Below are 22,064 nucleotides of genomic sequence, written 5' to 3'. Positions count from 1 at the left end.
CCACGAGGCTGGAGTGGTTCAAAGCGTCGATCTTGCAGAGCCGACCGGCAGGGCGTGGGACGCGCCGGCCATCGGCAGGGCGCATGTCCTCGCCGGCGGGGTCAGCGCAGCGTGTATTCCAGAACCTCGTCGCCGGCTTCGTCGAAGCCGCCGGTCGAGCGCCAGCCGAGATGCCGGTAGAAGCCGTGGGAGCGCACCTTGGGATCGGCCGAGCAACCGAGGAAAAGCCGTGTGAGGCCGCGCTGCCGAAGGTCCTCGACCATCAGCGCGAGCAGTTTCCTGCCGATGCCCTTGCCCTCATGGCTCGGGAGCAAAGCGAGGACCGCGATCTCGCCGCTGTCGGCATGCCCGAAGCAGTAGCCGACGATCTTGCCGTCCTCGGTTGCGACATGGCCCGGCAGGCTGCCATCGGCGATCGCGTCGCGCCAGCTCTCCAGCGTGATGCCGCGCTCCGCCAGTTCCGCGACCGAGATGGCGTTCTCGCGGGTTATGCCGCGCAGGGTGATGCAGTCGGGCGTGTCGTCCGGGACGGCGTTGCGATAGGCGATGGTCATGGGGGTTGGGTTGGCCTGCCGCGGTGTCCGGAGTTTCTCGACCTCATCCTGAGGAGGCCTGATAGGGCCGTCTCGAAGGATGCTCCAGATGGTTCCGGAGCCTCCTGGAGCTTCCTTCGAGACGCCGCTGCGCGGCTCCTCAGGATGAGGGCTGTATTGCTGGTGTCAGAAGTTGGCGCGGAACGAGCCGCCATCCATCAGGAAGTTCTGGCCGGTGATGTAGCCGGCATGGACGCTGGCGAGGAAGGCGCAGAGCTTGCCGAACTCCTCGGCCTCGCCGAAGCGGCCGGCCGGGATCTCGGCGCGGCGCAGCTTCATGACTTCGTCTTCCGAAATGCCCTTCATCGCCGCGACGCGCTTGGTCGAGCTCGTCAGGCGGTCGGTGGCGAAGACGCCAGGCAGGATGTTGTTGATGGTGACGTTGGCATGGGCGACCTCGCGCGCCACGCCGGCGAGGAAGGCGGTGAGGCCGGCGCGGGCGGCGGAGGAGACGTCGAGCCCGGTCAGCGGCGTCAGCACGCTCGCCGAGGTGATGTTGACGATGCGACCGAAGCCGCGCGCGATCATGCCGTCGACCACGGCTTGCGTCAGCTCGAGCGGAGTCGCCATGTTCTGCGCGACGCCTTCGAGCAGCGCCTCGCGCGTCACCTCGCGGAAGGGCTTGGGTGGCGGGCCGCCATTGTTGTTGACGAGGATGTCGACCTCCGGCGATGCGGCGAGCAGCGCGTGCTGGCCGGCCTTGGTCGAGACGTCGGCGACGACTGCGATCACAGTCGCGCCGGTGCTGGCGCGGATCGCGCTCGCGGTCTCTTCCAGGGTCTTGGCGTCGCGCCCGTTGATGACGACGGTGCAGCCGGCCTCGGCCAGCGCCTGGGCACAGCCGCGTCCCAGCCCCTTGCTCGAGGCGCAGACGATGGCGGTGCGGCCGGCGATTCCCAGATCCATAGTGTTCCTCCGAATTTCCAGTGCCTGAGCCAAAGCACGGTTTTCCGGCCGCGTCATCAAAGCGTAGTGCAAATCAGACACACGCCGCAGGCATCGCAACAGGGCGGGCCGGTGGCACATGAGCGACGACAGCGACGCCAAGCAGGTTCGCAGCATCTTCATCTCCGACCTGCATCTAGGTACGCGCGGGGCGCAGGCGGATCTCGTTCTCGAGTTTCTGCGGGCCTATGACGCGCCGCGGATCTATCTGGTCGGCGACATTATCGACGGCTGGCGTCTGAAGAACGGCTGGTATTTCCCGCAGGCCCATAACGACGTCGTGCAGAAGCTGCTGCGCAAGGTCCGCAAGGGCTCGAAGCTGGTCTACGTCACCGGCAATCATGACGATTTCCTGCGTGACTACACCGGGCTGCAATTCGGCGGCATCACGCTGGTCGACGAGATCATTCACGAGACCGCCGATGGCCGGCGGATGCTGGTGATCCATGGCGATCTGTTCGATCTCGTCGTGCGCAACGCCAAATGGCTCGCGCTGCTCGGCGACTGGGCCTACACCGTCGCCCTCGTCCTGAACCACGGGATCAACAAGGTGCGCCGGACCCTGCGCCTGCCGCACTGGTCGCTCTCGGCCTGGGCCAAGCACAAGGTCAAGAACGCGGTCAATTATATCGGCGAGTTCGAGCAGTGCCTGGCCGACGAGGCGAGGCGGCACAAGGCCGACGGCGTGATCTGCGGCCATATCCACCACGCGACGCAGCGCCGGATCGACGGGCTGGACTACATCAACACCGGCGACTGGGTCGAGAGCTGCACGGCGGTCGTCGAGCATGATGACGGCCGCTTCGAAATCATCCGCTGGCCGCAGCATCGCTTCAGGGGCGAGAATCCGGGCCTGTCGGCCGCATCCGCCCCGCAGCGGCCGGCGCCGGTGCTGGTTGGCGAGGCCGCCTGATGCGCGTCCTGATCGCCACCGACGCCTGGCGGCCGCAGATCAACGGCGTCGTGCGCTCGCTGGAGCGGATGTTCGAGGCAGCGCCCGATTTCGGCGTCACGGCGCAGATGCTGACGCCTGAAGGCTTCCGGCAGGTCGGCCTGCCGTCCTATCCGGATATCCGGATCGCGCTGGCCAGCCAGCAGCAGGTGGCGAAACGCATCGCCGAGTTCGGCCCCGACCATATCCACATCGCGACCGAAGGGCCGATCGGCTGGCTGGCGCGGGCGGCCTGCCTGGCGCAGAAGCGCAGCTTCACCACGAGCTACCACACCCGCTTCCCGCAATATGTCGCGGCGCGCTGGCCGATCCCCGAAAGCTGGAGCTATCGCTTCCTGCGCCGCTTCCATGCACCGGCGGCCGGGGTGATGGTCTCGACGGCGACGGTCGAGGCCGAGCTGCGCGAGCATGGCTTCGAGCGCATCCTGCGCTGGGGCCGCGGCGTCGATCTCTCGCTGTTCCATCCGCGGTCTGCGAGCGTGCTCGACCTGCCGCGGCCGATCTTTCTCAGCGTCGGCCGGGTTGCGGTCGAGAAGAATCTCGCGGCGTTCCTGTCGCTGCGCCTGCCAGGCAGCAAGGTCGTGGTCGGCGACGGGCCGGCCCTGGGCGACCTGAAGCGCGCCTTTCCCGAGGCGCATTTCCTCGGCGCGCGCGAGGGCGAGGAGCTCGCGGCGATCTACGCCTCCTCCGACGTCTTCGTCTTTCCGAGCCTGACCGACACGTTCGGCATCGTCCTGCTCGAGGCCGCCGCCAGCGGCCTGCCGGTCGCGGCCTTTCCGGTGCAGGGGCCGAGCGACGTCTTCGCCGGCAGCAATGCCGCCGTGCTGCACGAGGACCTGCGCCAGGCGGCGCTTTCGGCACTCAGATTGCCGCGCGAGGCGGGGCCGCAGCTCGCCGCCCGCCATAGCTGGCAGAGCAGCGCCGAGCAGTTCTACGGGCATATCCGCCGGGCCGCGCAGGCGGCGCGGCAAGCGCCGGTGCAGAGCGTCACAGCCTTCGCGAGCGGGCGTGGCGCGGAAGGGAACGGCCGGGCGCGCTCGCCGGCTTGAGCTCGGCGCGGAAATCGTCGCGGCGCTGATGCACCGAGGCGATGACCAGGCCCATCGGCACGCCGAGCCCGACCAGCGCGGCTTCCGACAATTGCAGGCTGGCCTCGATGGTCTCAGGCACGGCGTCGTTGACGCCGATCTCGTAGAGATGGCGGGCGTGCCTGGCATCGCGGGCGCGGGCGACGATCACGAGGTCGGGCCGCATCTCGCGCGCGGCCCTGACGATCTCGTCGACCGCACGCTGGTTGTCGATCGTCACGATCAGCGCGGTCGCTTCCTGCAATCCGCAGAGGCGCAGGAATTCCGGCTTGGTCGCATCGCCGAAGAAGGCGGGGCGGCCGGCCCGGCGCTGGCTCGAAACCAGGGCGGGGTCGGCGTCGATCACCAGGAAGGGCGCCTTGTGCTGCTCCAGCATCTCGCCGACGAGCCGGCCGACGCGGCCGCAGCCGACGACGAGGGCGCGGGCGGCGTGATCGTCGGGCGGCAGGATCTGCGCTTCCTCCGGTAGCTGTACCATGGGCGCGAAATGCGCCGCCAGCATGCGTGCCAGCCGGGCGGCCAGTGGCAGGGCGATCATGGTCAGCGACACCGCGGCCAGGACAAGGCCCGAGGCCGAGCGATCGACCAGCTCGGCCGCCACGGAGGCGCTGAGCAGGACGAAGGCGAACTCGCCGCCAGGGCCGATCAGGATCGCGCTTTCCAGCGCGGTCGCGCGCCCGAGCCGGAAGAAGCGCGCCAGCAGGAAGGTGATCACCGCCTTGGCGAGAAAAAGCCCGAGCGCGATCGAAAGGATCGCCAGTGGCTGGGCGGCGAGCTGGGCCGGGTCCACGCTCATGCCGACCGTGAGAAAGAAGACGCCGATCAGCAGCGATTTGAAGGGCTCGATCGTGACCTCGATGGCGCGGCGATACTCGGTCTCGGCGAGCAGCAGTCCGGCGATGAAGGCGCCGAGCCCCATGGAGAGGCCGGCGGCGGCGGCGATCAGGCCGGTGCCGAGCGCGACCAGAAGCGTCGCGGCGAGGAAGCTCTCGGAGGAGTCGGTCGAGGCGACCAGCCGGAACAGCGGGCGCATGGCGAAGCGTCCGATCACGATGATGGCGGCGATCGCCGCAGCCGCCTGGAGCAGCGCCTGGGCGAGGCCGGCCAGCAGCGAGCCGTTTTCCTGCGCGCCGAGCACGCTGATCAGGAAGAGTAGGGGAATAACGGCGAGGTCCTGGCAGAGCAGGATCGCGAAGCTGGCGCGGCCGGCGGAGGAGGTGATGCGGCGGTGGGCCGAAAGCAGTTCCACCACCATCGCGGTCGACGACAGCGCCAGCGCCGTGCCGATGATCAGCGCCGCCGTAGCCGGCTGGCCGAAGCCATAGGCGACCGCACCGATAACGCAGGCGGAGAGGCTGATCTGACCGAGGCCGAGGCCGAAGACCAATCGGCGCATCGTCATCAGCCGGTCATAGGAGAGTTCGAGCCCGATGACGAAGAGCAGGAAGGCGATGCCGAGCTCGGCCGGCCCGGCGAGGGCCTTGGCGTCCGAGACAGTGATCGTGCTGAGGAAGGGCACCTTGGCGACGAGGCCGCCGAGGCCGTAGGGACCCAGCACGGCGCCGCAGGCGACGAAGGCGACGACCGAATTGACGCGGAAGCGCTTGGCGAACGGCACGATGACGCCAGCCGTCGCCAGCACGACCACGGCGTCGCGAAAGGTAGAGGGGTCGATCGTTGCGGCCACATGCCCCCCAAACTGAATTGCCGATTCTGCTGATGGGGGAATTTTGCTTGCTGCGCCGCGGCAACACAACAAAATCAAGAGGCTACTTCGCGAAAACTTGCTCGCCCGGGATCGGCCGACTAGACCTCGGTCAGGCTCGCGGCGATGCGGGCCCGAAGGAAGCGGCTTTCTGGCCGCCGATCACGCGAAGGGTCACGCATGCGCTTCACCGGCACCGCTTCTTACGTCGCCACCGAGGATCTCACCGTCGCCGTCAACGCTGCGATCCGGCTGGAGCGGCCGCTTCTGGTCAAGGGCGAGCCCGGCACCGGCAAGACCGTGCTGGCGGAGGAGATCGCCGCGGCGCTCGGTGCGCCGCTGATCACCTGGCACGTCAAGTCGACGACCAAGGCACAGCAGGGCCTCTACGAATACGATGCGGTCAGCCGGCTGCGCGACAGCCAGCTCGGCGATGCCCGCGTCTCCGACATCGCCAACTACATCAAGCGCGGCAAGCTCTGGGAGGCCTTCGTCTCGCCGGTCAGGCCCGTGCTGCTGATCGACGAGATCGACAAGGCCGATATCGAGTTCCCGAACGACCTGCTGCTCGAGCTCGACCGCATGGAATTCCATGTCTACGAGACCGGCGAGACGATCCGCGCCGCGCAGCGCCCGGTGATGATCATCACCTCGAACAATGAGAAGGAGCTGCCGGACGCCTTCCTGCGTCGCTGCTTCTTCCATTACATCCGCTTCCCGGATGCAGAGACGATGCAGGCGATCATCGAGGTGCATTTTCCGGGCATCAAGAAGCGGCTGATGGAGGAAGCGCTGCGGCTGTTCTTCGAGGTCCGCGAGGTGCCGGGGATCAAGAAGAAGCCGTCGACCTCGGAGCTGCTCGACTGGCTGAAGCTGCTCGTCGCCGAGGATATCGGCCCCGAGGTGCTGCGCGAGCGCGACCCGCGCAAGCTGATCCCGCCGCTGCATGGCGCCCTGCTCAAGAACGAGCAGGACGTCTCGCTGTTCGAGAAGCTCGCCTTCATGGTCCGACGCGAGAACCGCTGAGCTTCGCCAGCGGCGGCTCGTCGCAAGGCGGGATGGCTGTTGCCAGATCGATCTTGGGATCGATTTCGCGGACGGCTTCCCTGAGATCGAAATCGCGCATCAGCAGGACATAATCCTGTGTTTCCGAGGTTCTGAGGTAGCCGCTCATCGCGATCGGCTTGCCCGTGAGCTCGCCGAGCCGGCAGGCCTTGTCGGCGGCCAACGCCAGGCTGCCGCGGTTGCCGCTGTTTTGCGGTCCGGCGAACATCTCCTCGCGAAAGGCGCCGAGGCGGGCGGAATCGGCAGCGCTCAGCTTGAACAGGGTGAAGCGACGCCCAGGTGCTCCCATGGTCGGCAGCTTCGCCAGTTCGACCGCGTCGCGGACCTCCTCCAGCACGACCTTGCGCTCATGGCGACCGCCATCCTTCGGCATGGCGACGAGCGTCAGACTGACCCCGCCGGGGAGGGGGCGGATATCGGATGGCAGGCTGATGCCGGCCCGCAATTCGGCGAGGTCCGTTGTCTTGATGTCGATCTTCGACAATTTCGGCAGCGAGGCCAGAGGAACATGGCCGCAGCCGGCGAGCAGGCCGAAAAGCAGCAGTTTGGCGGGTAGGGCGATGCGCATGGGGGGGCTTTCGGTGAATGGCTTTGACATTCAGAAATTCATTTCTTAGTTTAATTTTGTCAATCAAGGAGTGAAATTTTATGTCGCTCTGCATCAACTCGCCCGAAGGGCCGCTCGCCATGGCGAGGCTGCGCCGCGTGAGCGCGGTCGCGCGCATCTTCTGCTTGGCGGCGGCGGCGTTGATGGCCTTCGGCACTTTCTGGCTCTGGCGTGATCCGGAGCAACTCGCCGCCTATGCCCGTGGCACGATCGGCGTCAGTGCGCTGCCCGGCTCGCTATCGGAGCGTGGTTACTGGCTCGCGCTTGCGATGGGCTTCGTGCCGGCCGGTCTCTTCGCTGCGGCCATGTTGCGCCTTGCCAGTCTGTTCGGCCGTTTCGGCCGTGGTCTGGTGCTGGAGGAGGAGAATGCCCAACGGCTGGTGCGGGTCGGCTGGCTCTTGGCGGCGATGGGCGTGGCCACGCCGCTGGCGCGCGCGCTGCAGAGCGTGGCGCTGACCTTCGACAATCCGTCAGGGCAGAAGCAGCTGGCGCTCACGCTCGATCCGGGCATGTTCGGTGCACTGGCGGCGGGCGCTGCGCTCGTCGCCTTCGGACTGGTGCTCAAGGAGGCGGTGCGGCTCGCGGACGAGAATCAGAGTTTCGTATAGGAGCTTGGCGATGCCGATCATCGTCGAACTCGATGTCATGCTGGCGCGTCGCAAGATGCGCTCGAAGGAGCTCGCCCAGCGTATCGGCTTGACCGAGCAGCAGGTCTCGCAGCTGAAATCCGGCAAGGTTCGGGGCATGCGCTTCGACACGCTCAGCCGGATCTGCGTGGTGCTCGACTGCCAGCCGGGCGATCTGCTGCGCTACGAAGCGGGGCCGGAGGAGGTGGCCATGGAAGGCGAGGGCGGCGAGGCCTGAGTTGCGCGCTCAGCCGAAGCCCAGCAGGGGGCGCGCATCGAGCGCCGCGAGCAGCGCGATCACGGTGAAGCCGGCATAGATGGCCGAGACGGCGCCGAGTGTGACGAGGCCCGGCCCGGTCCGGCGCGTTGCCAGCCAGATCAGGAGCCCGAAGGCCGGAACGATCTGCAGGGCGTGCAGCCCGAGGAAATGCGCGAGGCGCAGATCGCCGACGCTGAGCGACCAGCCCAGCAGCGGGAGCGTCGGATGTAGCGCAGGGAGTGCGCCGACGAAGTGGCCGCCAGGGTTCCGACCGAGCACGATACCGCTCAGCAAACCGAGAACGCAGGTCAAGGCAAGGCCGACCACCAGCGACCAGCGCAGCACCGGGGGCATCGGACGGGCATCGCGCCGCGCCAGCCCATAGGCGAGGAAGCCCGGCGCGAGCGTGAACATCACGGCGCCGATGCCCATCAACACGTAGAGCGCCGTCCCGAGCGAGGTTGCATTGTAGTGCGAGGCCTCCACGCGGGAGGCACGCCAGGCGATGTAGAGCACTTCCAGCACGATCGGCACGATCACCGGCCAGACCATGTAGCGCCCGGCGAGCGAGGCGCGGAAGCGTTCGCTGCTCAGGGGCAGTAAGATCGCGAGCGTCAGCAGGTAGAAGGCGACCGAGATCTCGAATTTCAGCGGCTTCACCCAGGGGCTGACGCCCCCGAACAGGCGCTCGTCCAGGCCCAGGGCAAGCATGGTCGGCAGCACCAGCGCGGCCATGGCGAAGGCCGCTGCCGTGAGGCGCGGCTCGATCTCGATATCGCGCAGCCAGCCCGGCATCCGCGCCTGGAACCGGGCGATCCGGTCCTCGCGGGCAAGGCGAAACGATGCGGCGGTGAGCAGCCAGGCGAGATAGCCGGCAGGGCCGAACAGAAAGGTCAGGATCAGCACCGGCACCATCAGCCCGTGCGGGATCGCCTCCTCCTGCGAGCGCCTGAGGATCCAGTTCCCGAGGAACAGATCGAAGGCGAGGTAGTGCACCCAACCCGCCAGCAGCAGCGGCTTCGAAGCGAACAGGCTGGCGACCGCGTCGAGCGAGCGGAAGCCGCCCTGCGCATCGTGCCAGTAGACCAGGATCAGAACGAGATAGCCGAGAGAGAGCGCGGCCGGAATGATCCAGCCGGCGAGCGCCGCCGAGACCCCACGCCAGCACGGCAGCAGGATCAGCGAAAGCCAGCCGATGAGGGCGAGGCGGCCGGCGAGAGCGAAGGCGTCATCGAAAAAGCTCGGCATCGCAAACTCCGATCTTGACGCTGTTAAGTTGCCGCCTCTGCCTATTGCGCTATCTTGACGGCGTCAAGTTAGATTTTGACGCTGTAAAGATGCGAGGCCGGCAATGGCGATCGGGGTAGCGGGGCGCGGCGGTTATCATCATGGCGATCTGCGCCAGGCGATGATCAACGCGGCCGAGGCGGTGCTGGCCGAGAAGGGCGTCGACGGCTTCACCCTGCGCGAATGCGCCCGGCGTGCCGGGGTTTCGCCGGCGGCGCCGGCGCATCATTTCGGCAATCTGGTGGGCTTGCTGACCGCCGTGGCGACGCTCGGCTTCGACGAGCTTTCCAATGCGATGGAGGCGGCGGTGGCGGAGGCCGTCACGAGCGGCGGCGACCGGCTCGCGGCGATCGCGGACGCCTATGTCGCGGCCGCCCTGGCGCGGCCCGGCCGCTTCCGGGTCGTCTTCGGGCGTCTCGGCCTGAAGCGCGGCGACGACGCGCTGATGCGCGCCGGCCTGCGGGCCTTCGGCATCCTGGTGCGCGAAACCAAGCTGGCCCTCGGGCGGCAAATGACGGACGATCCGCTGACGCGGTTGCCGTCGAGCTATTCCGAGGATGCCGATCTCGGCGCGATCCTCTTCGTCTGGTCGCTGACGCACGGATTTTCGACGATGCTGATCGATGGCCAGCTCGGCTCATTCGAGACCCTGCCCGGCGGCCGCGAGCGCCTGCTGAAGCTCTATTCCCAGCAACTCGTGCAGTTGCTGGTCAGCGCGGTGCGCCAGCGGCGGAGCGATGTCGGAGCATAGCCCTCGCAAATCCCGGCGGGCATGGTTAGATGGCGGTCATGCGCCGCCTGATGCTCCTGCGCCATGCCAAATCGGCCTGGCCCGCCAACACCGCCGATCGTGACCGGCCGCTCGCCACGCGCGGGCGGGAAGCCGCGCCGCTGATGGGCCGCTATCTCGCCGAGGAATTGCTGCTGCCCGACCTCGTCCTGATCTCGCCGGCCAAGCGCACGGTCGAGACCTGGGAGCTGGTGCGGCCGATGCTGTCGGAAAAGCCGGCGACGCAGTTCGAGCCGCGGATCTATGAATCGCCGTCCGAGCGCCTGCTCGCGGTGGTGCAGGAGGTCGAGCCTTCGGTGCGGACTCTGCTGATGATCGGCCACAACCCCGGCTTCGAGGAGCTGGCCTCCAAGCTCACCAGCCATGGCGACCGCTATGCGGCGGCACGCATGGCCCAGAAATATCCGACCGCCGGGCTTGCGGTGCTCGATTTCGACATCGAGGACTGGCGCGACCTTGCGCCCCGCTCCGGCCGGCTCGACCGTTTCGTCACGCCCGCCTCGCTGGGCGAGGGGCCGGACGAGTGAGGCGCCCGGCCTGATGGCGTCGGCCTCCTATCTCGACGAGGCCCGCGATGCGGCGCTGGCTTTCGGCGACAGCCTGCTCGGCCTGGCGCGGCCACGGCTGCGCATCGGCGTGACCGGCCTGTCGCGCTCGGGCAAGACCGTCTTCACCACGGCGCTGATCCAGAATCTGGTCGAAGGCGCCAAATTGCCGGTGCTGAAGGCTTCGGCGGAAGGGCGGATCGCCCGCGTGCGGCTGGTGCCGCAGCCCGATCCCGATATTCCGCGCTTTCCCTACGAGGCGCACCGCGCCGCCCTGTCGGGGCCGGATCGGCGCTGGCCGGAATCGACCCGCCGCATCTCGGAGCTGCGGCTGGAGATCGACTATGAGCGGGCGCAGGGCTGGTTCAAGGGGCCGGCGACGCTGACCCTCGACATCGTCGATTATCCCGGCGAATGGCTGCTCGACCTCGCTTTGATCGGCCAGGACTATGCCGGCTGGTCGGCCCAGGAGGTCGTCGATGCGCGCAAGCCGCATCGCCTGCCGGTGGCGACGCCCTGGCTCGAGGATCTGAAAGCCCGCGATCCCGGCGGCCCTGCCGACGAGATGGCGGCGGAGGCGGCGAGCGAGCGCTTCAAGGCCTATCTCGCGGCGCTGCGAGCCGACCCCGAGGCCGTCGCGGTGACGCCGCCCGGGCGCTTCCTGATGCCGGGCGATCTCGATGGCTCGCCGGCGCTGACCTTCGCGCCGCTCGATCTTCCGCCCGGCGTCCAGCCCGCGCCGGGCACGCTCGCCGGGCTGATGGCGGAGCGCTTCGAGGCCTATAAGCGGGTCGTGGTGGTGCCGTTCTTCCGCGAGCATTTCGCCAGGCTCGACCGGCAGATCGTACTGGTCGACGCGCTGGCGGCGCTCGATGCCGGCCCGGCTGCGCTCGCCGATCTCGAGACGGCGCTCGGCCAGGCGCTGTCGGCCTTCTCGGTCGGCCGCAATTCCTGGCTCTCCAGCCTGTTCGCGCCGCGCATCGAGAAGGTGCTCTTCGCCGCGACCAAGGCCGACCATATCCACCACACCAGCCATGACCGGCTCGCCAATGTGATGTCGCATCTGGTGGCGCGCGCCGCGAGCAAGGCGCAAGGGGCGGGCGCCAAGGTCGAGGCGATGGCCTTCGCCGCGATCCGCGCGACGCGCGAGGTCCGCATCCGCGACGGACGCGAGGAGCTGCCGGCGATCGCCGGCGTGCCCGAGGCCGGCGAGGTCGTCGATGGCGAGGTCTTCGATGGCCAGACCGAGGCCGCGATCTTTCCCGGCGAATTGCCGCAGCGGCCCGAGGCGATCTTCGATCCGGCGACGCCGCGCTGGCAGGTGCGCGCGCCGCGCTTCCGCCCGCCATTGGTCAAGCCGGATGCCGGCGGAAGGCTTTCGCCGCCGCCGCAGATCCGCCTCGACCGTGCGCTCGAATTCCTGATCGGCGACCGGCTGGCATGAGGGGAGGGCAAGGGTGAGCAAGGCACCACGAGCCGTCCGTCTCGACCCGGCGAGGCCGGAAGACGAGCTGTCCGAGCGGCTGGCCGCCGGCGGCGACGTCGCGATCCTGCCGGAGCACGAGCCGATCGAACCAGAGGCGGCGCCCGCCACACCGGTACCGCGCCGCCGCGGCTTCAGCTGGGGGAGCCTGTTCGTCGCGGCGCTGTCGGGCCTGCTCGTACTCTCCGCCACGATCTGGACCGAGCAGACGATCAGGTGGCTGCTCGCCCTTAACCCGGCCGTCGGCATTGCGGCGCTGATCTGCGCCGGTCTCGCGGCGCTGGCGCTCCTCGTCATGCTCGCCCGCGTGCTGCGCGACATCCTGCGCGAACGCCGGGTCGAGGCCTTGCGCGAGCGCGCCGTCGCGGCGCTCGCCGAAAGCGACCTCGCCAAGGCTCGGGCCGTCACGGCCGATCTTGAACGGCTCTATTCGGGCCGGGCGGAGACCGCCAAGGGCCGGGCCGAGCTTGCCGCCCACACCCCGCAATTGCTGGCGGCGCGGGATCTCCTCACGGTCGCCGAGCGCAGCCTGATGGCTCCGCTCGATGCGCTCGCCCAGGCGCAGGTGGCGCAGGCGGCGCGGCGGGTCTCGCTGGTCACCGCCGTCAGCCCGCGCGCGCTGATCGACGTGGTCTTCGTGCTCGTCGCCTGCGCCCGGCTGCTGCGGGCGGTCGCCGGTGTCTATGCCGGCCGGCCGGGGACCCTCGGCCTGCTCAGGCTGGCGCGGCATGTGCTCGGCCATCTCGTCGTCACTGGCGGCATCGCGGCCGGCGACGCGGTGGTCCAGCAGGTGCTCGGCCAGGGGCTGGCGGCGAGGCTCTCGGCCAAGCTCGGCGAGGGCGTGCTGAACGGGCTGCTGACCGCCCGCATCGGCCTCGCCGCGATTGCCGTCTGCCGGCCGCTGCCCTTTGTCGAGGCGCAGCCGCCCGGCCTGTCGGACGTGGCCGGGGACCTGTCGGGTTGGGGCGGCAAGGAGAGCTGAAGCGTATCTCTTTGGCCGGCACCGTCATTCCGGAGAGCGCCGCGGCGCGGCTTGTCCAGAATGACGTCGACATATTCGAAGACAATCTGGTGCCGAGACGGACAGGGGCACCCGGCAGAATTTGCCGGTGCCGGACGAATCTGCCCGGTCGGAAGCGCCGGGAAACGCTCTGAAAACCATCCAAGTTCTTGAAATATCTCAGCCCTGGCCGTGGCACGGGGCGTGCAAACTCACCTGCGGTTCGACATGCCGCCCATGGGGGGCGCTGTCCGGGTCTGATGGCCAGGTGAGGTTGCGATGGGTGTTTTCAGTGCGCTGACGACGGCGGTGACGGGCATGCAGGCCCAGTCCTATGCCCTCGAGAATATCTCCGGCAACATTGCGAACTCGCGGACCGCCGGCTTCAAGCGGGTCGACACCAGCTTCTCCGACCTGATCCCGGATACGGCGCTGAACCGCCAGATCGCCGGCTCGGTCGCGTCCTATAGCCGCGCCACCAACACAATCCAGGGCGATTTGAACTCGACGCGCATCGACACCAATGCGGCGATCAACGGCGACGGCTTCTTCGTGGTCGACCAGCGCCAGAGCGGCGTCGGCGCCTCGACCCAGTTCGCAAACAGCAATCTCTACACCCGCCGCGGCGATTTCGACTTCGACGCCGACGGCTATCTCGTCAACGGCGCCGGCTACTATCTCAAGGGTCAGAAGATCGATCCGGTGACCGGTCAGGTGATCGGCAGCCAGCCCGACGTGCTGCGCATCACCAAGGACCAGTTCCCGGCCAAGGCGACCACCGAGATCGAATACAGCGCCAATATCCCGGCCTATCCGAAGACCAACAGCGCCGTTTCGACGACGGCAGGCTCCGAGCTGCTGAACGCCGGCACTGGCTTCGGCACCAATCCCGGGACGACGGCCTCGGGCGGCACCGGCACCGTGGTCGGCAGCGATATGACCACTTTCCTCAACCGCTCGATCCCGGGCGGCTCGGTCACGGTTTATGACACGCTCGGCAAGGCGACCAGCGTCGAGCTGCGCTGGGCCAAGGTTTCCAACGCCACGGCCGGCCCGCCGGCGGTCGCCGACACCTGGAACCTCTTCATCGCCGAGAACACCGGAGCCACCGGCTCCACCGTCGCCTACCGCAACGTCAATGTCGACATCACCTTCGATTCGACCGGCAAGATGACGACCCCCGCCAGCGGCAACATCACGATACCGCCCATGACGATCGGCGGCACGGCGATCTCCCCGGCTACCGCTCCCATCACGATCGTGACCAACGGCACCAGCCTGACGCAGAACGGCGACACCAGCGGCCAGATCGACGCCCGCAGTATCCGCCAGAACGGCTACACCGCCGGCACGCTCGACCGCGTCTCGATCTCGAACGAGGGACAGGTCATCGGCACTTTCAGCAACGGCCAGGTCGTCGCGCTGGCGCAGATCTCGGTGGCCCGGTTCAATGCGGGCAATGCGCTGAAGCGCCTCGATGGCGGCGCCTTCGAGGAGACGATCGAGTCGGGCGCGCCGATCGTCGGTCTCGGCACCTCCCAGCTGATCGGCGGCAATGTCGAGCAGTCCAACACCGACATCGCCGACGAATTCTCGAAGATGATCATCACCCAGCAGGCCTATTCGGCCAACACCAAGGTGATCTCGACGGCGCAGGAGATGCTGCGCGACGTCTTCAACATCATTCGCTGAAGACGTTCGCGCGCCGGCGGCCTGACGGTCCAGGAGGGCCGGGGCGAGACGACAGGAGTTGACGATGGGGCTCGGAACCGCTCTCGACACCGCCATCTCCGGTCTGCGCGGCACGCAGACCGGGATCGGCGTCGTCTCGCAGAACGTCGCCAATGTCGGCACGGCCGGCTATGTCCGGCGCACGGTCTCGAATCTCGATTCGAGCACCGGGCGGACGGTCGGCGTCAACAATCCCAATGTCCAGCGCCTGCTCGACCGGATCGTCCAGCACCAGCTCTGGCAGGAAAGCTCCGGCGCCGCCTATACCGCGACGCGCGCCGAGGCCTTCGCCGGGCTCGACCGCCTCTATGGTGCTCCCGGCAGTGCGACCGCGCTGGACACGATGTTCAGCACCTTCACCAATTCGCTGCAGGCGCTGCGCAACGACCCGTCCTCCTATACCAGCCGCACCGCCGTGCTCGATGCCGCAAGCCAGCTCGCCAGCCGCCTGCGCTCGATGTCGGAGGGCGTGCAGACCCTGCGCAACCAGGCCGAGGCCGGCATCGGCAATGCGGTGGGCCGGGTCAACGAGCTGCTGGAATCGCTGACCAAGGTCAACGCCCGCATCGTCAATGGCGAGGCGAGCTCGGGCACGGCCGATCTGCGCGACCAGCGCGACCGGATCGTCTCGGAGCTCTCACAATATGTCGAGATCCGCACGAGCGAGCAGCCGAATGGCGGAATCTCCATCACCGCCGCCTCCGGCACGCAGCTCTTCGACGGTCGGCCGACGGTCACCTTCGCGTTCGACCAGCGCAGCGCGCTCGGCCCGGCCGCGCAATGGAACTCGGATCCGGCGCAGCGCGGCGTCGGCACGATCGTCGCGAAGGATATCTCCGGCAACGGCTTCGACGCCATCGCCAACAACACCTTCCGCTCCGGCGAGATCGGCGCCCTGATCGAGCTGCGCGACAAGACGCTGGTCCAGGCACAGGCGCAACTCGACGAGATCGCGGCCCAGCTCGCCAGCGCGCTCTCCGATCGCGAGATCGCGGGCACGGCGGCGACCGCCGGCGCTGCCACCGGCTTCGATGTCGACCTCGCCGGCCTGAAGGCCGGCAACACGGTGACGCTCGACTACAAGGTCACGCCCGGTGGGCAGACGCAGCGCTACACCTTCGTGCGTGTCGATTCCGCCGCTTCGCTGCCGCTGCCCGCCTCGGCGGAGGGCGATGCCAATAACCGGGTCATCGGCATCGATTTCTCCGGCGGCCCGGCTTCGGTCGCGGCGCAGATGCAGGCGGCGGTCGGCCCCGGCTTCACGATCTCGAACACCGGCTCGGTGCTGCGGATCGTCGATGACGGCGCCGGCGGTACCCGAGACGTGCTCGGCCTGACCGCCCGCCCGACCCAGGATCTGCTGAGCGGCGGCACGGCGGAACTGCCCTTCTTCGTCGATTCCGGCCGCGCCAACGGCGCCTATACCGGCTCTTATGAGGGCGGGGCGCAGTCGGTGGGCTTCGCCTCCCGGATCGTCGTCAATCCCAATCTTGCGACCAACCCCAAGGCCCTCGTCCTGGTCAGCCCGAGCACTCCGGAGGGCGATACGACGCGGCCGCAATTCCTGCTCGACCGGCTGACCTCGAGCCAGCGCAGCTTCACCAACGCCACCGGCTTCGACGGGTCACGCAACACCTCCTCGATGACGATGGCGAGTTTCGTCCAGCGCATCGTCGCCGGCCAGGGGCAGGCGAGCGCGGCCGCACAGCGGCTGGACGAGGGCCAGCAGGTCGCGCTGGCCTCGGTTCAGAGCCGCTTCCTCGAGGACTCGCAGGTCAATGTCGACCAGGAAATGTCGACCCTGATCGAGCTCCAGTCGGCCTACGCCGCCAATGCGCGCGTGATCTCGACGGTCAAGGAACTGCTCGACGTGCTGTTGAGACTGTAAGGAAACCGCGCCATGACCATCACCGCCACCGGCACCGGCGCCTATCGCTCGGCCAAGCCGAACCAGTTCGTCTCCAGCCGCGCGCAGTTCGACGATCTGCAGCGCCAGCTCGCCACCAAGAAGAAGAGCGAGACCTTCGCCGGCCTCGGCATGGATCGGGGCAGGAGCCTCGACCTCAACAACCGGCTCTCGACGCTCGAAGGTTATCTGACCGGGATCCAGCGTGCCGATGTCAATCTGAAGCTGGCGACGCAGGCGGTCGAGAATTTCGCCAAGATGACGCGCGAGACGGTGAGCGACACCCGCGCCGGCAGCTACCAGCCGAGCTCGACCGGCCGTACCGCGCCGCAGGTCCTGGCCGAGGAGAAGTTCAAGCAGGCGCTCGACCTGCTCAACACCAATGTCAACGGCCGCTACCTGTTCTCCGGCCGTACCGCCAACGAGCTGCCGGTCGTCGACTATTCGCTGATCATGAACGGCGACGGCGCCGGCAAGGCCGGGCTGAAGCAGCTGATCTCGGAGCGTCGCGAGGCCGATCTCGGCGTCGACGGCTTCGGCCGGCTGACCACGGGAGGGTCCGGTACCGCGGCGACGATCGCCAAGGAGCCGGGCAATCCGCCCTATGGCTTCGACCTCATCGGCGCCTCGGCCAGTTCCGCGGCGTTGACGGTGAACTACACCGCCGGCCCTCCGGCCGATGTCGCGGTCGATGTGGTGGGAACGCCGCTGCCCGGCGAGACGCTGACGATCAGGCTCAAACTGCCCGACGACACGGTCGAGGAGATCACGCTGACCGCCCGCGCCGAGGGCACGGACGGCACCGCCCATGGCAGCTTCGCGATCGGTCCGGACAATGCCACGACGGCGATGAGACTGCGCGAGACGATCGACGCGGCGCTGTCACGCGAGGCGAACACCACCCTCTCGGCAGCGTCGGCACAGGTCGCTGCCGAGAATTTCTTCGCGGGCAGCCCGAGCAACCCGCCGCTGCGCGTTCCAGGCCCGCCCTTCGACGCTGCCTCCACCGCGCCAGCGCCCGGCACCGACGCCAACACGGTGATCTGGTACAGGGGCGACGACGCGGCGGGCTCGGCGCGGGCGACCTCCAGCGTCCAGGTCGACCAGAGCCAGCTCGTCGCAACCGGCGCGCGCGCCAATGAGCAGGCCTTCCGCATCGGCCTTGCGCAATTTGCCGTGCTGGCGGCCGAGACCTTCCAGGCGAGCGATCCCAATTCCGAGGCGCGCTACGAGGCGCTGACCGAGCGCAGCCGCAATGCGCTCGGCTACCCGCCCGGCACCCAGAATCCGTCCGAGATCATCGTCGAGCTTGGGACGGCGCAGACGGCGCTGGCGCAGGCCAAGGAGCGCCACACCGCAACTAAGAACTACCTGACGACCACGCTGGACGGCATCGAGAACGTCACCACCGAGGAGGTGGCCGTGCAGATCCTGGCGCTGCAGAACCAGTTGCAGGCGAGCTACCAGACGACCTCGATCCTCTCGAAGCTCAGCCTCACCAATTATCTCTAGATCGCCGCGCGTCCGTCCGGACGCGGTTCCGGTGATCTATCTTTTCGGTCCAATGCTATAGGAGGTGGCGCCGCGCTCTGCGCCGCCTGCCGCCCGAACGAAAACGCCGCCCGGGATCCGGGCGGCGTTTTCGTTCGGTGATGGCTGTCGAAGCGGACGCTCAGCGCCCGCGCAGTCCGGCGGCGATGTCGCGGTTGATGTCGACCAGTACCGTCAGGGCGGAGGGCCCGGGATTGGCGGCGACGCGGAAGGTATGGTTGAAGATGAAGTTGGCCAGCGACAGGATGTTGCGCTTGATGTCGACCGGCAGGGGATTGTCTTCCGCGATCACGGCCGAGACCAGCAAAGTCCAGAGCTTCCGGTTGTAGTTCAGCGCTTCGTCGAGCTCGCGCGAGCGGCCAGCCCAGTCGTCGATGATCGACTGAAGCCGAACGCTGGCTTTCAGGAGCAGAGAAGCCTCCAGTTCGCGGGGAGAAGCCGTATTCTGCGCAGACCTGGCCGCTGCGGCGTAGGCATTAAACCCGCTTTGCATTCTCGATGAGCTCCGCCTCGTACGCGATCAGCTTCTTCGCTGATTTCAGACCTTTGTAGAGTTCGGAGCTTAAGATGCAGTTATTGATCTCGGAAACATGTGGCAGAGCGCTCGGGGCGGCCTGGAGGAAGTCGCGCACCAGCTGGAAATAGACCTCGTGCTGATGCGTCGGGCTGCCGGCCAGATACATCAGCTGGATAGCCAGGTAGATTTTCTTGGCCGGGCTGTCGGCGGTCGCCGGGGTGAGGATGTCCTTCTCGCGCAGGATCGGTGCGTCACCCTCGATGAAGAAGCGCGTGCGCTGCTCATCGTTGCGGATGACGACCGAGCCGATGATGATGCGCTCGTTCGGCTTGAGCTCGACCTTGAGGGCCATTGTCGTTCCTGCCTTCTGGCTGGCGGGGAGGGCGGGGCCTTTCGGGATCAGCCGAAGAGACGCAGCACGCCCTGGTCGGCCTGAGAAGCCAGCGACAGCGCCGTCTGCGACAGCTGCTGGCGGGTGTTTAGGGCGAGCAGCTTGGCGCCTTCCTCGTTGGAGTCGGCAAGCACCAGATTATCGGCGCCGGTGGTCAGGGTGTTGACCAGGTTCTTGGTGAAGTCCTGACGGGTCTGCACCACCGAGAGGTTCGAGCCGAGCGTCGAGGAGATCGAGCGCAGCGAGGACAGCGCGCTGGTCAGCGTGTCGGCGACGGTGTTCAGCGAGGTGTCGTCCTGAATGTTGAACTGGCCGGTCAGGGCGGTGCCGCTGACCGCGGTCAGAACGCCGAGATTGGCGGCCGACAGGGTTTCGCCCTGGATGTCGAGCTTCGACTGGTTGGTGCCGGTCTTCTCGTTGAAGATGATCGAGAGCTTGTCGCCGTTGAGCAGGTTCTTGCCGTTGTAGCCGGCATCCTTGGCGAGCTTGTCGATCTGGTCGCGCAGATCGTTGAACTGCTTGATCAGGTTGGAACGGACGGTGGAGTTGCCGCCGGTCGAGGTGATGCCGGCGCCGGCCGAGTTGCCGTCGGCGACGAGCAGGCCGAAGGCGGCGTTCTGGTTGGTCGCGCTGGAGGCGTTGGTGCGGGCCGCGGTCGCGTCGGCTCCGGCGCCGATGCCGACGCGCAGCGTGTCGGAGCCGGAGCCGGTGACGTTGAGGCGCCCGGAATCGTCGACGGTGGCGGTGGCGATTCCCGATTTGTTGATCTCATTGACGAGGTCGCGGACGGTCGCGTTGGCGCCGAGATCGACGGTGTAGGTGGTCGCGCCGGCCGAGACCGTCAGAGCCGTCGCCGGTGTCGCGGTCGCGTTGATCAGGTGGCCGACGCTCGAGGCGGTCGCGTCGGCCGCCGGGCCGGCATTGCTGATCCGCTTGTCGAGCGCGATGTCCTTGCGGCTCTTGCCGCTGGTCGCGGTCACTTCGCCGGCATCGGCGAGGACGTCGGACGCGCCGATCCGGTTCGGGCGATTGGCGGCGGCGTCGGCCTGGGCCTGCTTGACCGTCGATTGCAGCGACTGCACCAGCTTGGTGATCGAGTCGATGCCCTGCGAGGCGGCGGTGATGGTCTGGATGCCGTTCGAGATGCCGTCCAGCAGGCCTTTCAGCTCGTTGGCGCGGTCGTTCAGGCCGAGCGAGGTGAAGTAGTTGACGGGGTTGTCGATGGCGGAGTTGACGCGCTTGCCGGTGGCGAGACGGTTCTGGATGATGCCCTGCTCGGCAGTGGTCTGCTGGAGGGTCAAAAGATTGGCCCTGACGCCGCTGGTGAGAATCGTGTTGGCCATCTTCGGTCCCCTGAAGGCGCGATTCGGGCGCCATGCGGTTTGCTCTGCGGGGATAATCCTTCGTTAGGACTAACAGCCGGTTAACGGCCTCCAGGCGACATATGACGGAGCCCGAACGGCGAAAAGGCGGCGGAGCTTTCGCTCCGCCGCCTTTCTTTGCTTCGTCCCACTTCTGTGGGCAGGCCCGCTCCTGCGGGGCCGAAGGATCAGAACAGACGCAGGACCGCCTGGTCGGCCTGCGAGGCCAGCGACAGGGCCGTCTGCGACAGCTGCTGGCGGGTCTGCAGGGCGAGGAGCTTGGCGCCTTCCTCGCTGGAGTCGGCGAGGACCAGATTGTCGGCGCCCTGGGTCAGGGTGTTCACCAGGTTCTTGGTGAAATCCTGGCGGGTCTGGACGACGGACATGCTGGAGCCGAGCGACGACGCCATCGAGCGCAGCGAGGTCAGCGCGTTGGTCAGCGTGTCGGAGGCAGTCTCGAGCGACGAGTCGTTCTGGATGTTGAACGACACGCCGGCCGCGTCGGCGGTGCCGGCCTGGAGGACGCCGAGATTGCCGGCCGTCAGCACCGAGCCCTGGACGTCGAGCTTCGCCTGCTGCGTTCCGGTCTTCTCGTTGAACACGATCGAGAGCTTGTCGCCGGCGAGCAGGTTCTTGCCGTTGAAGCTCGCATCCTTGGCAAGCTGGTCGATCTGCTTGGTCAGATCGTTGAACTGCTTGATCAGGTTGGAGCGGACGGTCGAGTTGCCGCCGGAGGCGGTGATACCGGCGCCGGCAGAGCTGCCGTCGGCGGTGGCAAGGCCGATGGCGGCGTTCTGGTTGCCCGCGGCAGTGCTGTTGGTCCGAGCGGTCGCGGCGTCGGTGCCAGCGCCCAGGCCGACGCGCAGCGTGTCGGAACCCATGCCGGTCACGTTCAGACGGCCGGAATCGTCGACCGAAGCGGTGGCGAGACCCGAGCTGTTGATCGTGTTGACGAGGTCGCGGACCGTTGCGGTGCTGGCCAGATCGACGGTGAAGGTGGTCGCGCCGGCCGAAACCGTCAGGGCCAGGTTGGTGTTGGTGGTGGTGTCGATCAGGTGGCCGGCATCGGAAGCGGTGGCGCCAACGACCGCGCCGGCCTTGCCGATACGCTTGTCGAGAGCGATGTCCTTCAGGCTCTTGCCGCCGGTGGCGGTGACTTCGGTCGACGTTGCCAGGGCCGTACCGGTCTTGGTCGGGCGGTTGGCGGCGGCGTCGGCCTGGGCCTGCTTGACGGTCGACTGCAGCGACTCGACGAGCTTGACGGCCGAGTCGAGGCCCTGCGAGGCGGCCTGGATCGTCTGGATGCCGTTGGAGATGCCGTCGAGCAGGTTGGTCATCTGGCCGGCGCGGTCGTTGAGGCCCGCGGCGGTGAAGTAGTTCACCGGGTTGTCGACAGCGGAGTTGACCTTCTTGCCGGTGGCGAGACGGTACTGGCCCTGCTGGGAGGCGGCGGTGGTCTGGGAGAGCGAGGTCAGCGCGCTGCGAACGCCGGCCGAAAGAGAGACGGTAGCCATCTTAGTATACCCTTCTGGTATGATGCCTTCTGGCGTCCCGGCCGTTCTGGTCAGGACCGGGCGACCATCGATCGCCCTCTCGTAACAAGCGGTAAATTCGATCTGGAAAATAGCCGCGAAATCGGCCGGCCTCTGCTTGTGGTTAACG

Annotated in this window: 21 protein-coding genes; 12 read left to right on the top strand and 9 right to left on the bottom strand. The window is 67.6% G+C overall.

Translation table 11 applies throughout. The annotated features are described in order from the left end of the window. Positions 1 to 101: 101 nt before the first annotated feature. Together J0J10_RS12080 and J0J10_RS12075 are read right to left on the bottom strand one after the other, a co-directional pair. Positions 102 to 554 carry a GNAT family N-acetyltransferase gene (locus tag J0J10_RS12080; RefSeq protein WP_291646814.1) on the bottom strand — a complete coding sequence of 151 codons (453 nt, stop codon included), beginning with the start codon at positions 552 to 554 and terminating at the stop codon, positions 102 to 104. Positions 555 to 719: 165 nt separating this feature from the next. Next, on the bottom strand, positions 720 to 1,499 hold the full coding sequence (locus J0J10_RS12075) for an SDR family oxidoreductase (protein ID WP_291646813.1): 780 nt from the start codon (positions 1,497 to 1,499) through the stop codon (positions 720 to 722). Between the two features lie 118 nt (positions 1,500 to 1,617). Between J0J10_RS12075 and J0J10_RS12070 the strand changes: the two genes are divergently transcribed. After that, complete coding sequence (locus tag J0J10_RS12070; protein ID WP_291634301.1) at positions 1,618 to 2,451, top strand: UDP-2,3-diacylglucosamine diphosphatase; 834 nt, start codon at positions 1,618 to 1,620, stop codon at positions 2,449 to 2,451. Then, positions 2,451 to 3,539 (top strand): glycosyltransferase family 4 protein, encoded by a 1,089-nt coding sequence (locus J0J10_RS12065; RefSeq protein WP_291646812.1) that lies wholly within the window; start codon positions 2,451 to 2,453, stop codon positions 3,537 to 3,539. Before J0J10_RS12070 ends, J0J10_RS12065 begins: the two co-directional genes overlap by 1 nt. Here the strand turns inward: J0J10_RS12065 and J0J10_RS12060 are convergent. Next, positions 3,478 to 5,265 carry a cation:proton antiporter domain-containing protein gene (locus J0J10_RS12060; RefSeq protein WP_291646811.1) on the bottom strand — a complete coding sequence of 596 codons (1,788 nt, stop codon included), beginning with the start codon at positions 5,263 to 5,265 and terminating at the stop codon, positions 3,478 to 3,480. The genes J0J10_RS12065 and J0J10_RS12060 overlap by 62 nt on opposite strands. Before the next feature lie 198 nt (positions 5,266 to 5,463). Between J0J10_RS12060 and J0J10_RS12055 the strand changes: the two genes are divergently transcribed. Continuing rightward, positions 5,464 to 6,309 (top strand): AAA family ATPase, encoded by an 846-nt coding sequence (locus J0J10_RS12055; protein ID WP_291634307.1) that lies wholly within the window; start codon positions 5,464 to 5,466, stop codon positions 6,307 to 6,309. On the opposite strand, the gene J0J10_RS12050 is transcribed toward J0J10_RS12055, so the two are convergent. After that, on the bottom strand, positions 6,284 to 6,946 hold the full coding sequence (locus J0J10_RS12050) for a hypothetical protein (protein ID WP_291646810.1): 663 nt from the start codon (positions 6,944 to 6,946) through the stop codon (positions 6,284 to 6,286). The genes J0J10_RS12055 and J0J10_RS12050 overlap by 26 nt on opposite strands. A 50-nt stretch (positions 6,947 to 6,996) precedes the next feature. On the opposite strand from J0J10_RS12050, the gene J0J10_RS12045 reads away from it, so the two are divergent. Then, the gene (locus tag J0J10_RS12045; protein ID WP_291646809.1) at positions 6,997 to 7,563 is read left to right on the top strand and encodes a DUF2975 domain-containing protein; all 567 of its coding nucleotides are present in this window, start codon (positions 6,997 to 6,999) and stop codon (positions 7,561 to 7,563) included. 10 nt (positions 7,564 to 7,573) lie between these two features. Then, positions 7,574 to 7,819, top strand: coding sequence for a helix-turn-helix domain-containing protein (locus J0J10_RS12040; RefSeq protein WP_291646808.1), 246 nt, complete (start codon positions 7,574 to 7,576; stop codon positions 7,817 to 7,819). 9 nt (positions 7,820 to 7,828) lie between these two features. Here J0J10_RS12040 and J0J10_RS12035 read toward each other — a convergent pair whose 3' ends face one another. Next, positions 7,829 to 9,088 (bottom strand): ABA4-like family protein, encoded by a 1,260-nt coding sequence (locus tag J0J10_RS12035; protein ID WP_291646807.1) that lies wholly within the window; start codon positions 9,086 to 9,088, stop codon positions 7,829 to 7,831. Positions 9,089 to 9,191: 103 nt separating this feature from the next. Here J0J10_RS12035 and J0J10_RS12030 point away from each other — a divergent pair, with 103 nt between their 5' ends. From J0J10_RS12030 to J0J10_RS12000, 7 genes are all read left to right on the top strand, one after another. Continuing rightward, positions 9,192 to 9,878 (top strand): TetR/AcrR family transcriptional regulator, encoded by a 687-nt coding sequence (locus J0J10_RS12030; protein WP_291646806.1) that lies wholly within the window; start codon positions 9,192 to 9,194, stop codon positions 9,876 to 9,878. Positions 9,879 to 9,916: 38 nt separating this feature from the next. Continuing rightward, on the top strand, positions 9,917 to 10,444 hold the full coding sequence (locus J0J10_RS12025) for a SixA phosphatase family protein (RefSeq protein WP_291634319.1): 528 nt from the start codon (positions 9,917 to 9,919) through the stop codon (positions 10,442 to 10,444). A gap of 13 nt (positions 10,445 to 10,457) precedes the next feature. Next, positions 10,458 to 11,906, top strand: a complete 1,449-nt coding sequence (locus tag J0J10_RS12020; protein WP_291646805.1) for a YcjX family GTP-binding protein — start codon at positions 10,458 to 10,460, stop codon at positions 11,904 to 11,906. Between the two features lie 13 nt (positions 11,907 to 11,919). Then, complete coding sequence (locus J0J10_RS12015; protein ID WP_291646804.1) at positions 11,920 to 12,927, top strand: YcjF family protein; 1,008 nt, start codon at positions 11,920 to 11,922, stop codon at positions 12,925 to 12,927. Between the two features lie 297 nt (positions 12,928 to 13,224). Next, the gene (locus J0J10_RS12010) at positions 13,225 to 14,637 is read left to right on the top strand and encodes a flagellar hook protein FlgE (RefSeq protein ID WP_291646803.1); all 1,413 of its coding nucleotides are present in this window, start codon (positions 13,225 to 13,227) and stop codon (positions 14,635 to 14,637) included. Positions 14,638 to 14,701: 64 nt separating this feature from the next. Continuing rightward, a complete protein-coding gene (gene flgK, locus J0J10_RS12005; protein ID WP_291646802.1) occupies positions 14,702 to 16,564 on the top strand; it encodes a flagellar hook-associated protein FlgK in 1,863 nt (620 codons plus the stop codon). Between the two features lie 12 nt (positions 16,565 to 16,576). Then, positions 16,577 to 18,094, top strand: a complete 1,518-nt coding sequence (locus J0J10_RS12000) for a flagellar biosynthesis protein FlgL (protein WP_291646801.1) — start codon at positions 16,577 to 16,579, stop codon at positions 18,092 to 18,094. A gap of 160 nt (positions 18,095 to 18,254) precedes the next feature. Here the strand turns inward: J0J10_RS12000 and flaF are convergent, their stop codons facing one another. The 4 genes from flaF to J0J10_RS11980 form a co-directional block, all read right to left on the bottom strand. Then, entirely contained in the window at positions 18,255 to 18,626 is a 372-nt protein-coding gene (flaF, locus tag J0J10_RS11995) for a flagellar biosynthesis regulator FlaF (protein WP_291634331.1), read from the bottom strand. Further along, complete coding sequence (flbT, locus tag J0J10_RS11990; RefSeq protein ID WP_291634334.1) at positions 18,610 to 19,002, bottom strand: flagellar biosynthesis repressor FlbT; 393 nt, start codon at positions 19,000 to 19,002, stop codon at positions 18,610 to 18,612. Before flbT ends, flaF begins: the two co-directional genes overlap by 17 nt. A 47-nt stretch (positions 19,003 to 19,049) precedes the next feature. Continuing rightward, complete coding sequence (locus J0J10_RS11985; RefSeq protein ID WP_291646800.1) at positions 19,050 to 20,384, bottom strand: flagellin N-terminal helical domain-containing protein; 1,335 nt, start codon at positions 20,382 to 20,384, stop codon at positions 19,050 to 19,052. A 206-nt stretch (positions 20,385 to 20,590) separates the two neighbouring features. Then, entirely contained in the window at positions 20,591 to 21,916 is a 1,326-nt protein-coding gene (locus J0J10_RS11980) for a flagellin N-terminal helical domain-containing protein (RefSeq protein ID WP_291646799.1), read from the bottom strand. Between the last annotated feature and the right edge of the window lie 148 nt (positions 21,917 to 22,064).

Origin of the sequence: Allobosea sp., from assembly GCF_017308075.1 — a bacterium.
Lineage (GTDB): Bacteria > Pseudomonadota > Alphaproteobacteria > Rhizobiales > Beijerinckiaceae > Allobosea.
Note: the sequence above shows the minus strand (reverse complement) of the source record. Positions and strands in the feature narration are given on the sequence as shown.

Bases quoted from the DNA above. Each gene is read 5' to 3' on its own strand.
- J0J10_RS12080 (WP_291646814.1), bottom strand. From the start codon at position 554: ATGACCATCGCCTATCGCAACGCCGTCCCGGACGACACGCCCGACTGC.
- J0J10_RS12075 (WP_291646813.1), bottom strand. From the start codon at position 1,499: ATGGATCTGGGAATCGCCGGCCGCACCGCCATCGTCTGCGCCTCGAGC.
- J0J10_RS12070 (WP_291634301.1), top strand. From the start codon at position 1,618: ATGAGCGACGACAGCGACGCCAAGCAGGTTCGCAGCATCTTCATCTCC.
- J0J10_RS12065 (WP_291646812.1), top strand. From the start codon at position 2,451: ATGCGCGTCCTGATCGCCACCGACGCCTGGCGGCCGCAGATCAACGGC.
- J0J10_RS12055 (WP_291634307.1), top strand. From the start codon at position 5,464: ATGCGCTTCACCGGCACCGCTTCTTACGTCGCCACCGAGGATCTCACC.
- J0J10_RS12050 (WP_291646810.1), bottom strand. From the start codon at position 6,946: ATGTCAAAGCCATTCACCGAAAGCCCCCCCATGCGCATCGCCCTACCC.
- J0J10_RS12045 (WP_291646809.1), top strand. From the start codon at position 6,997: ATGTCGCTCTGCATCAACTCGCCCGAAGGGCCGCTCGCCATGGCGAGG.
- J0J10_RS12040 (WP_291646808.1), top strand. From the start codon at position 7,574: ATGCCGATCATCGTCGAACTCGATGTCATGCTGGCGCGTCGCAAGATG.
- J0J10_RS12035 (WP_291646807.1), bottom strand. From the start codon at position 9,088: ATGCCGAGCTTTTTCGATGACGCCTTCGCTCTCGCCGGCCGCCTCGCC.
- J0J10_RS12030 (WP_291646806.1), top strand. From the start codon at position 9,192: ATGGCGATCGGGGTAGCGGGGCGCGGCGGTTATCATCATGGCGATCTG.
- J0J10_RS12025 (WP_291634319.1), top strand. From the start codon at position 9,917: ATGCGCCGCCTGATGCTCCTGCGCCATGCCAAATCGGCCTGGCCCGCC.
- J0J10_RS12020 (WP_291646805.1), top strand. From the start codon at position 10,458: ATGGCGTCGGCCTCCTATCTCGACGAGGCCCGCGATGCGGCGCTGGCT.
- J0J10_RS12010 (WP_291646803.1), top strand. From the start codon at position 13,225: ATGGGTGTTTTCAGTGCGCTGACGACGGCGGTGACGGGCATGCAGGCC.
- flgK (WP_291646802.1), top strand. From the start codon at position 14,702: ATGGGGCTCGGAACCGCTCTCGACACCGCCATCTCCGGTCTGCGCGGC.
- J0J10_RS12000 (WP_291646801.1), top strand. From the start codon at position 16,577: ATGACCATCACCGCCACCGGCACCGGCGCCTATCGCTCGGCCAAGCCG.
- flaF (WP_291634331.1), bottom strand. From the start codon at position 18,626: ATGCAAAGCGGGTTTAATGCCTACGCCGCAGCGGCCAGGTCTGCGCAG.
- flbT (WP_291634334.1), bottom strand. From the start codon at position 19,002: ATGGCCCTCAAGGTCGAGCTCAAGCCGAACGAGCGCATCATCATCGGC.
- J0J10_RS11985 (WP_291646800.1), bottom strand. From the start codon at position 20,384: ATGGCCAACACGATTCTCACCAGCGGCGTCAGGGCCAATCTTTTGACC.
- J0J10_RS11980 (WP_291646799.1), bottom strand. From the start codon at position 21,916: ATGGCTACCGTCTCTCTTTCGGCCGGCGTTCGCAGCGCGCTGACCTCG.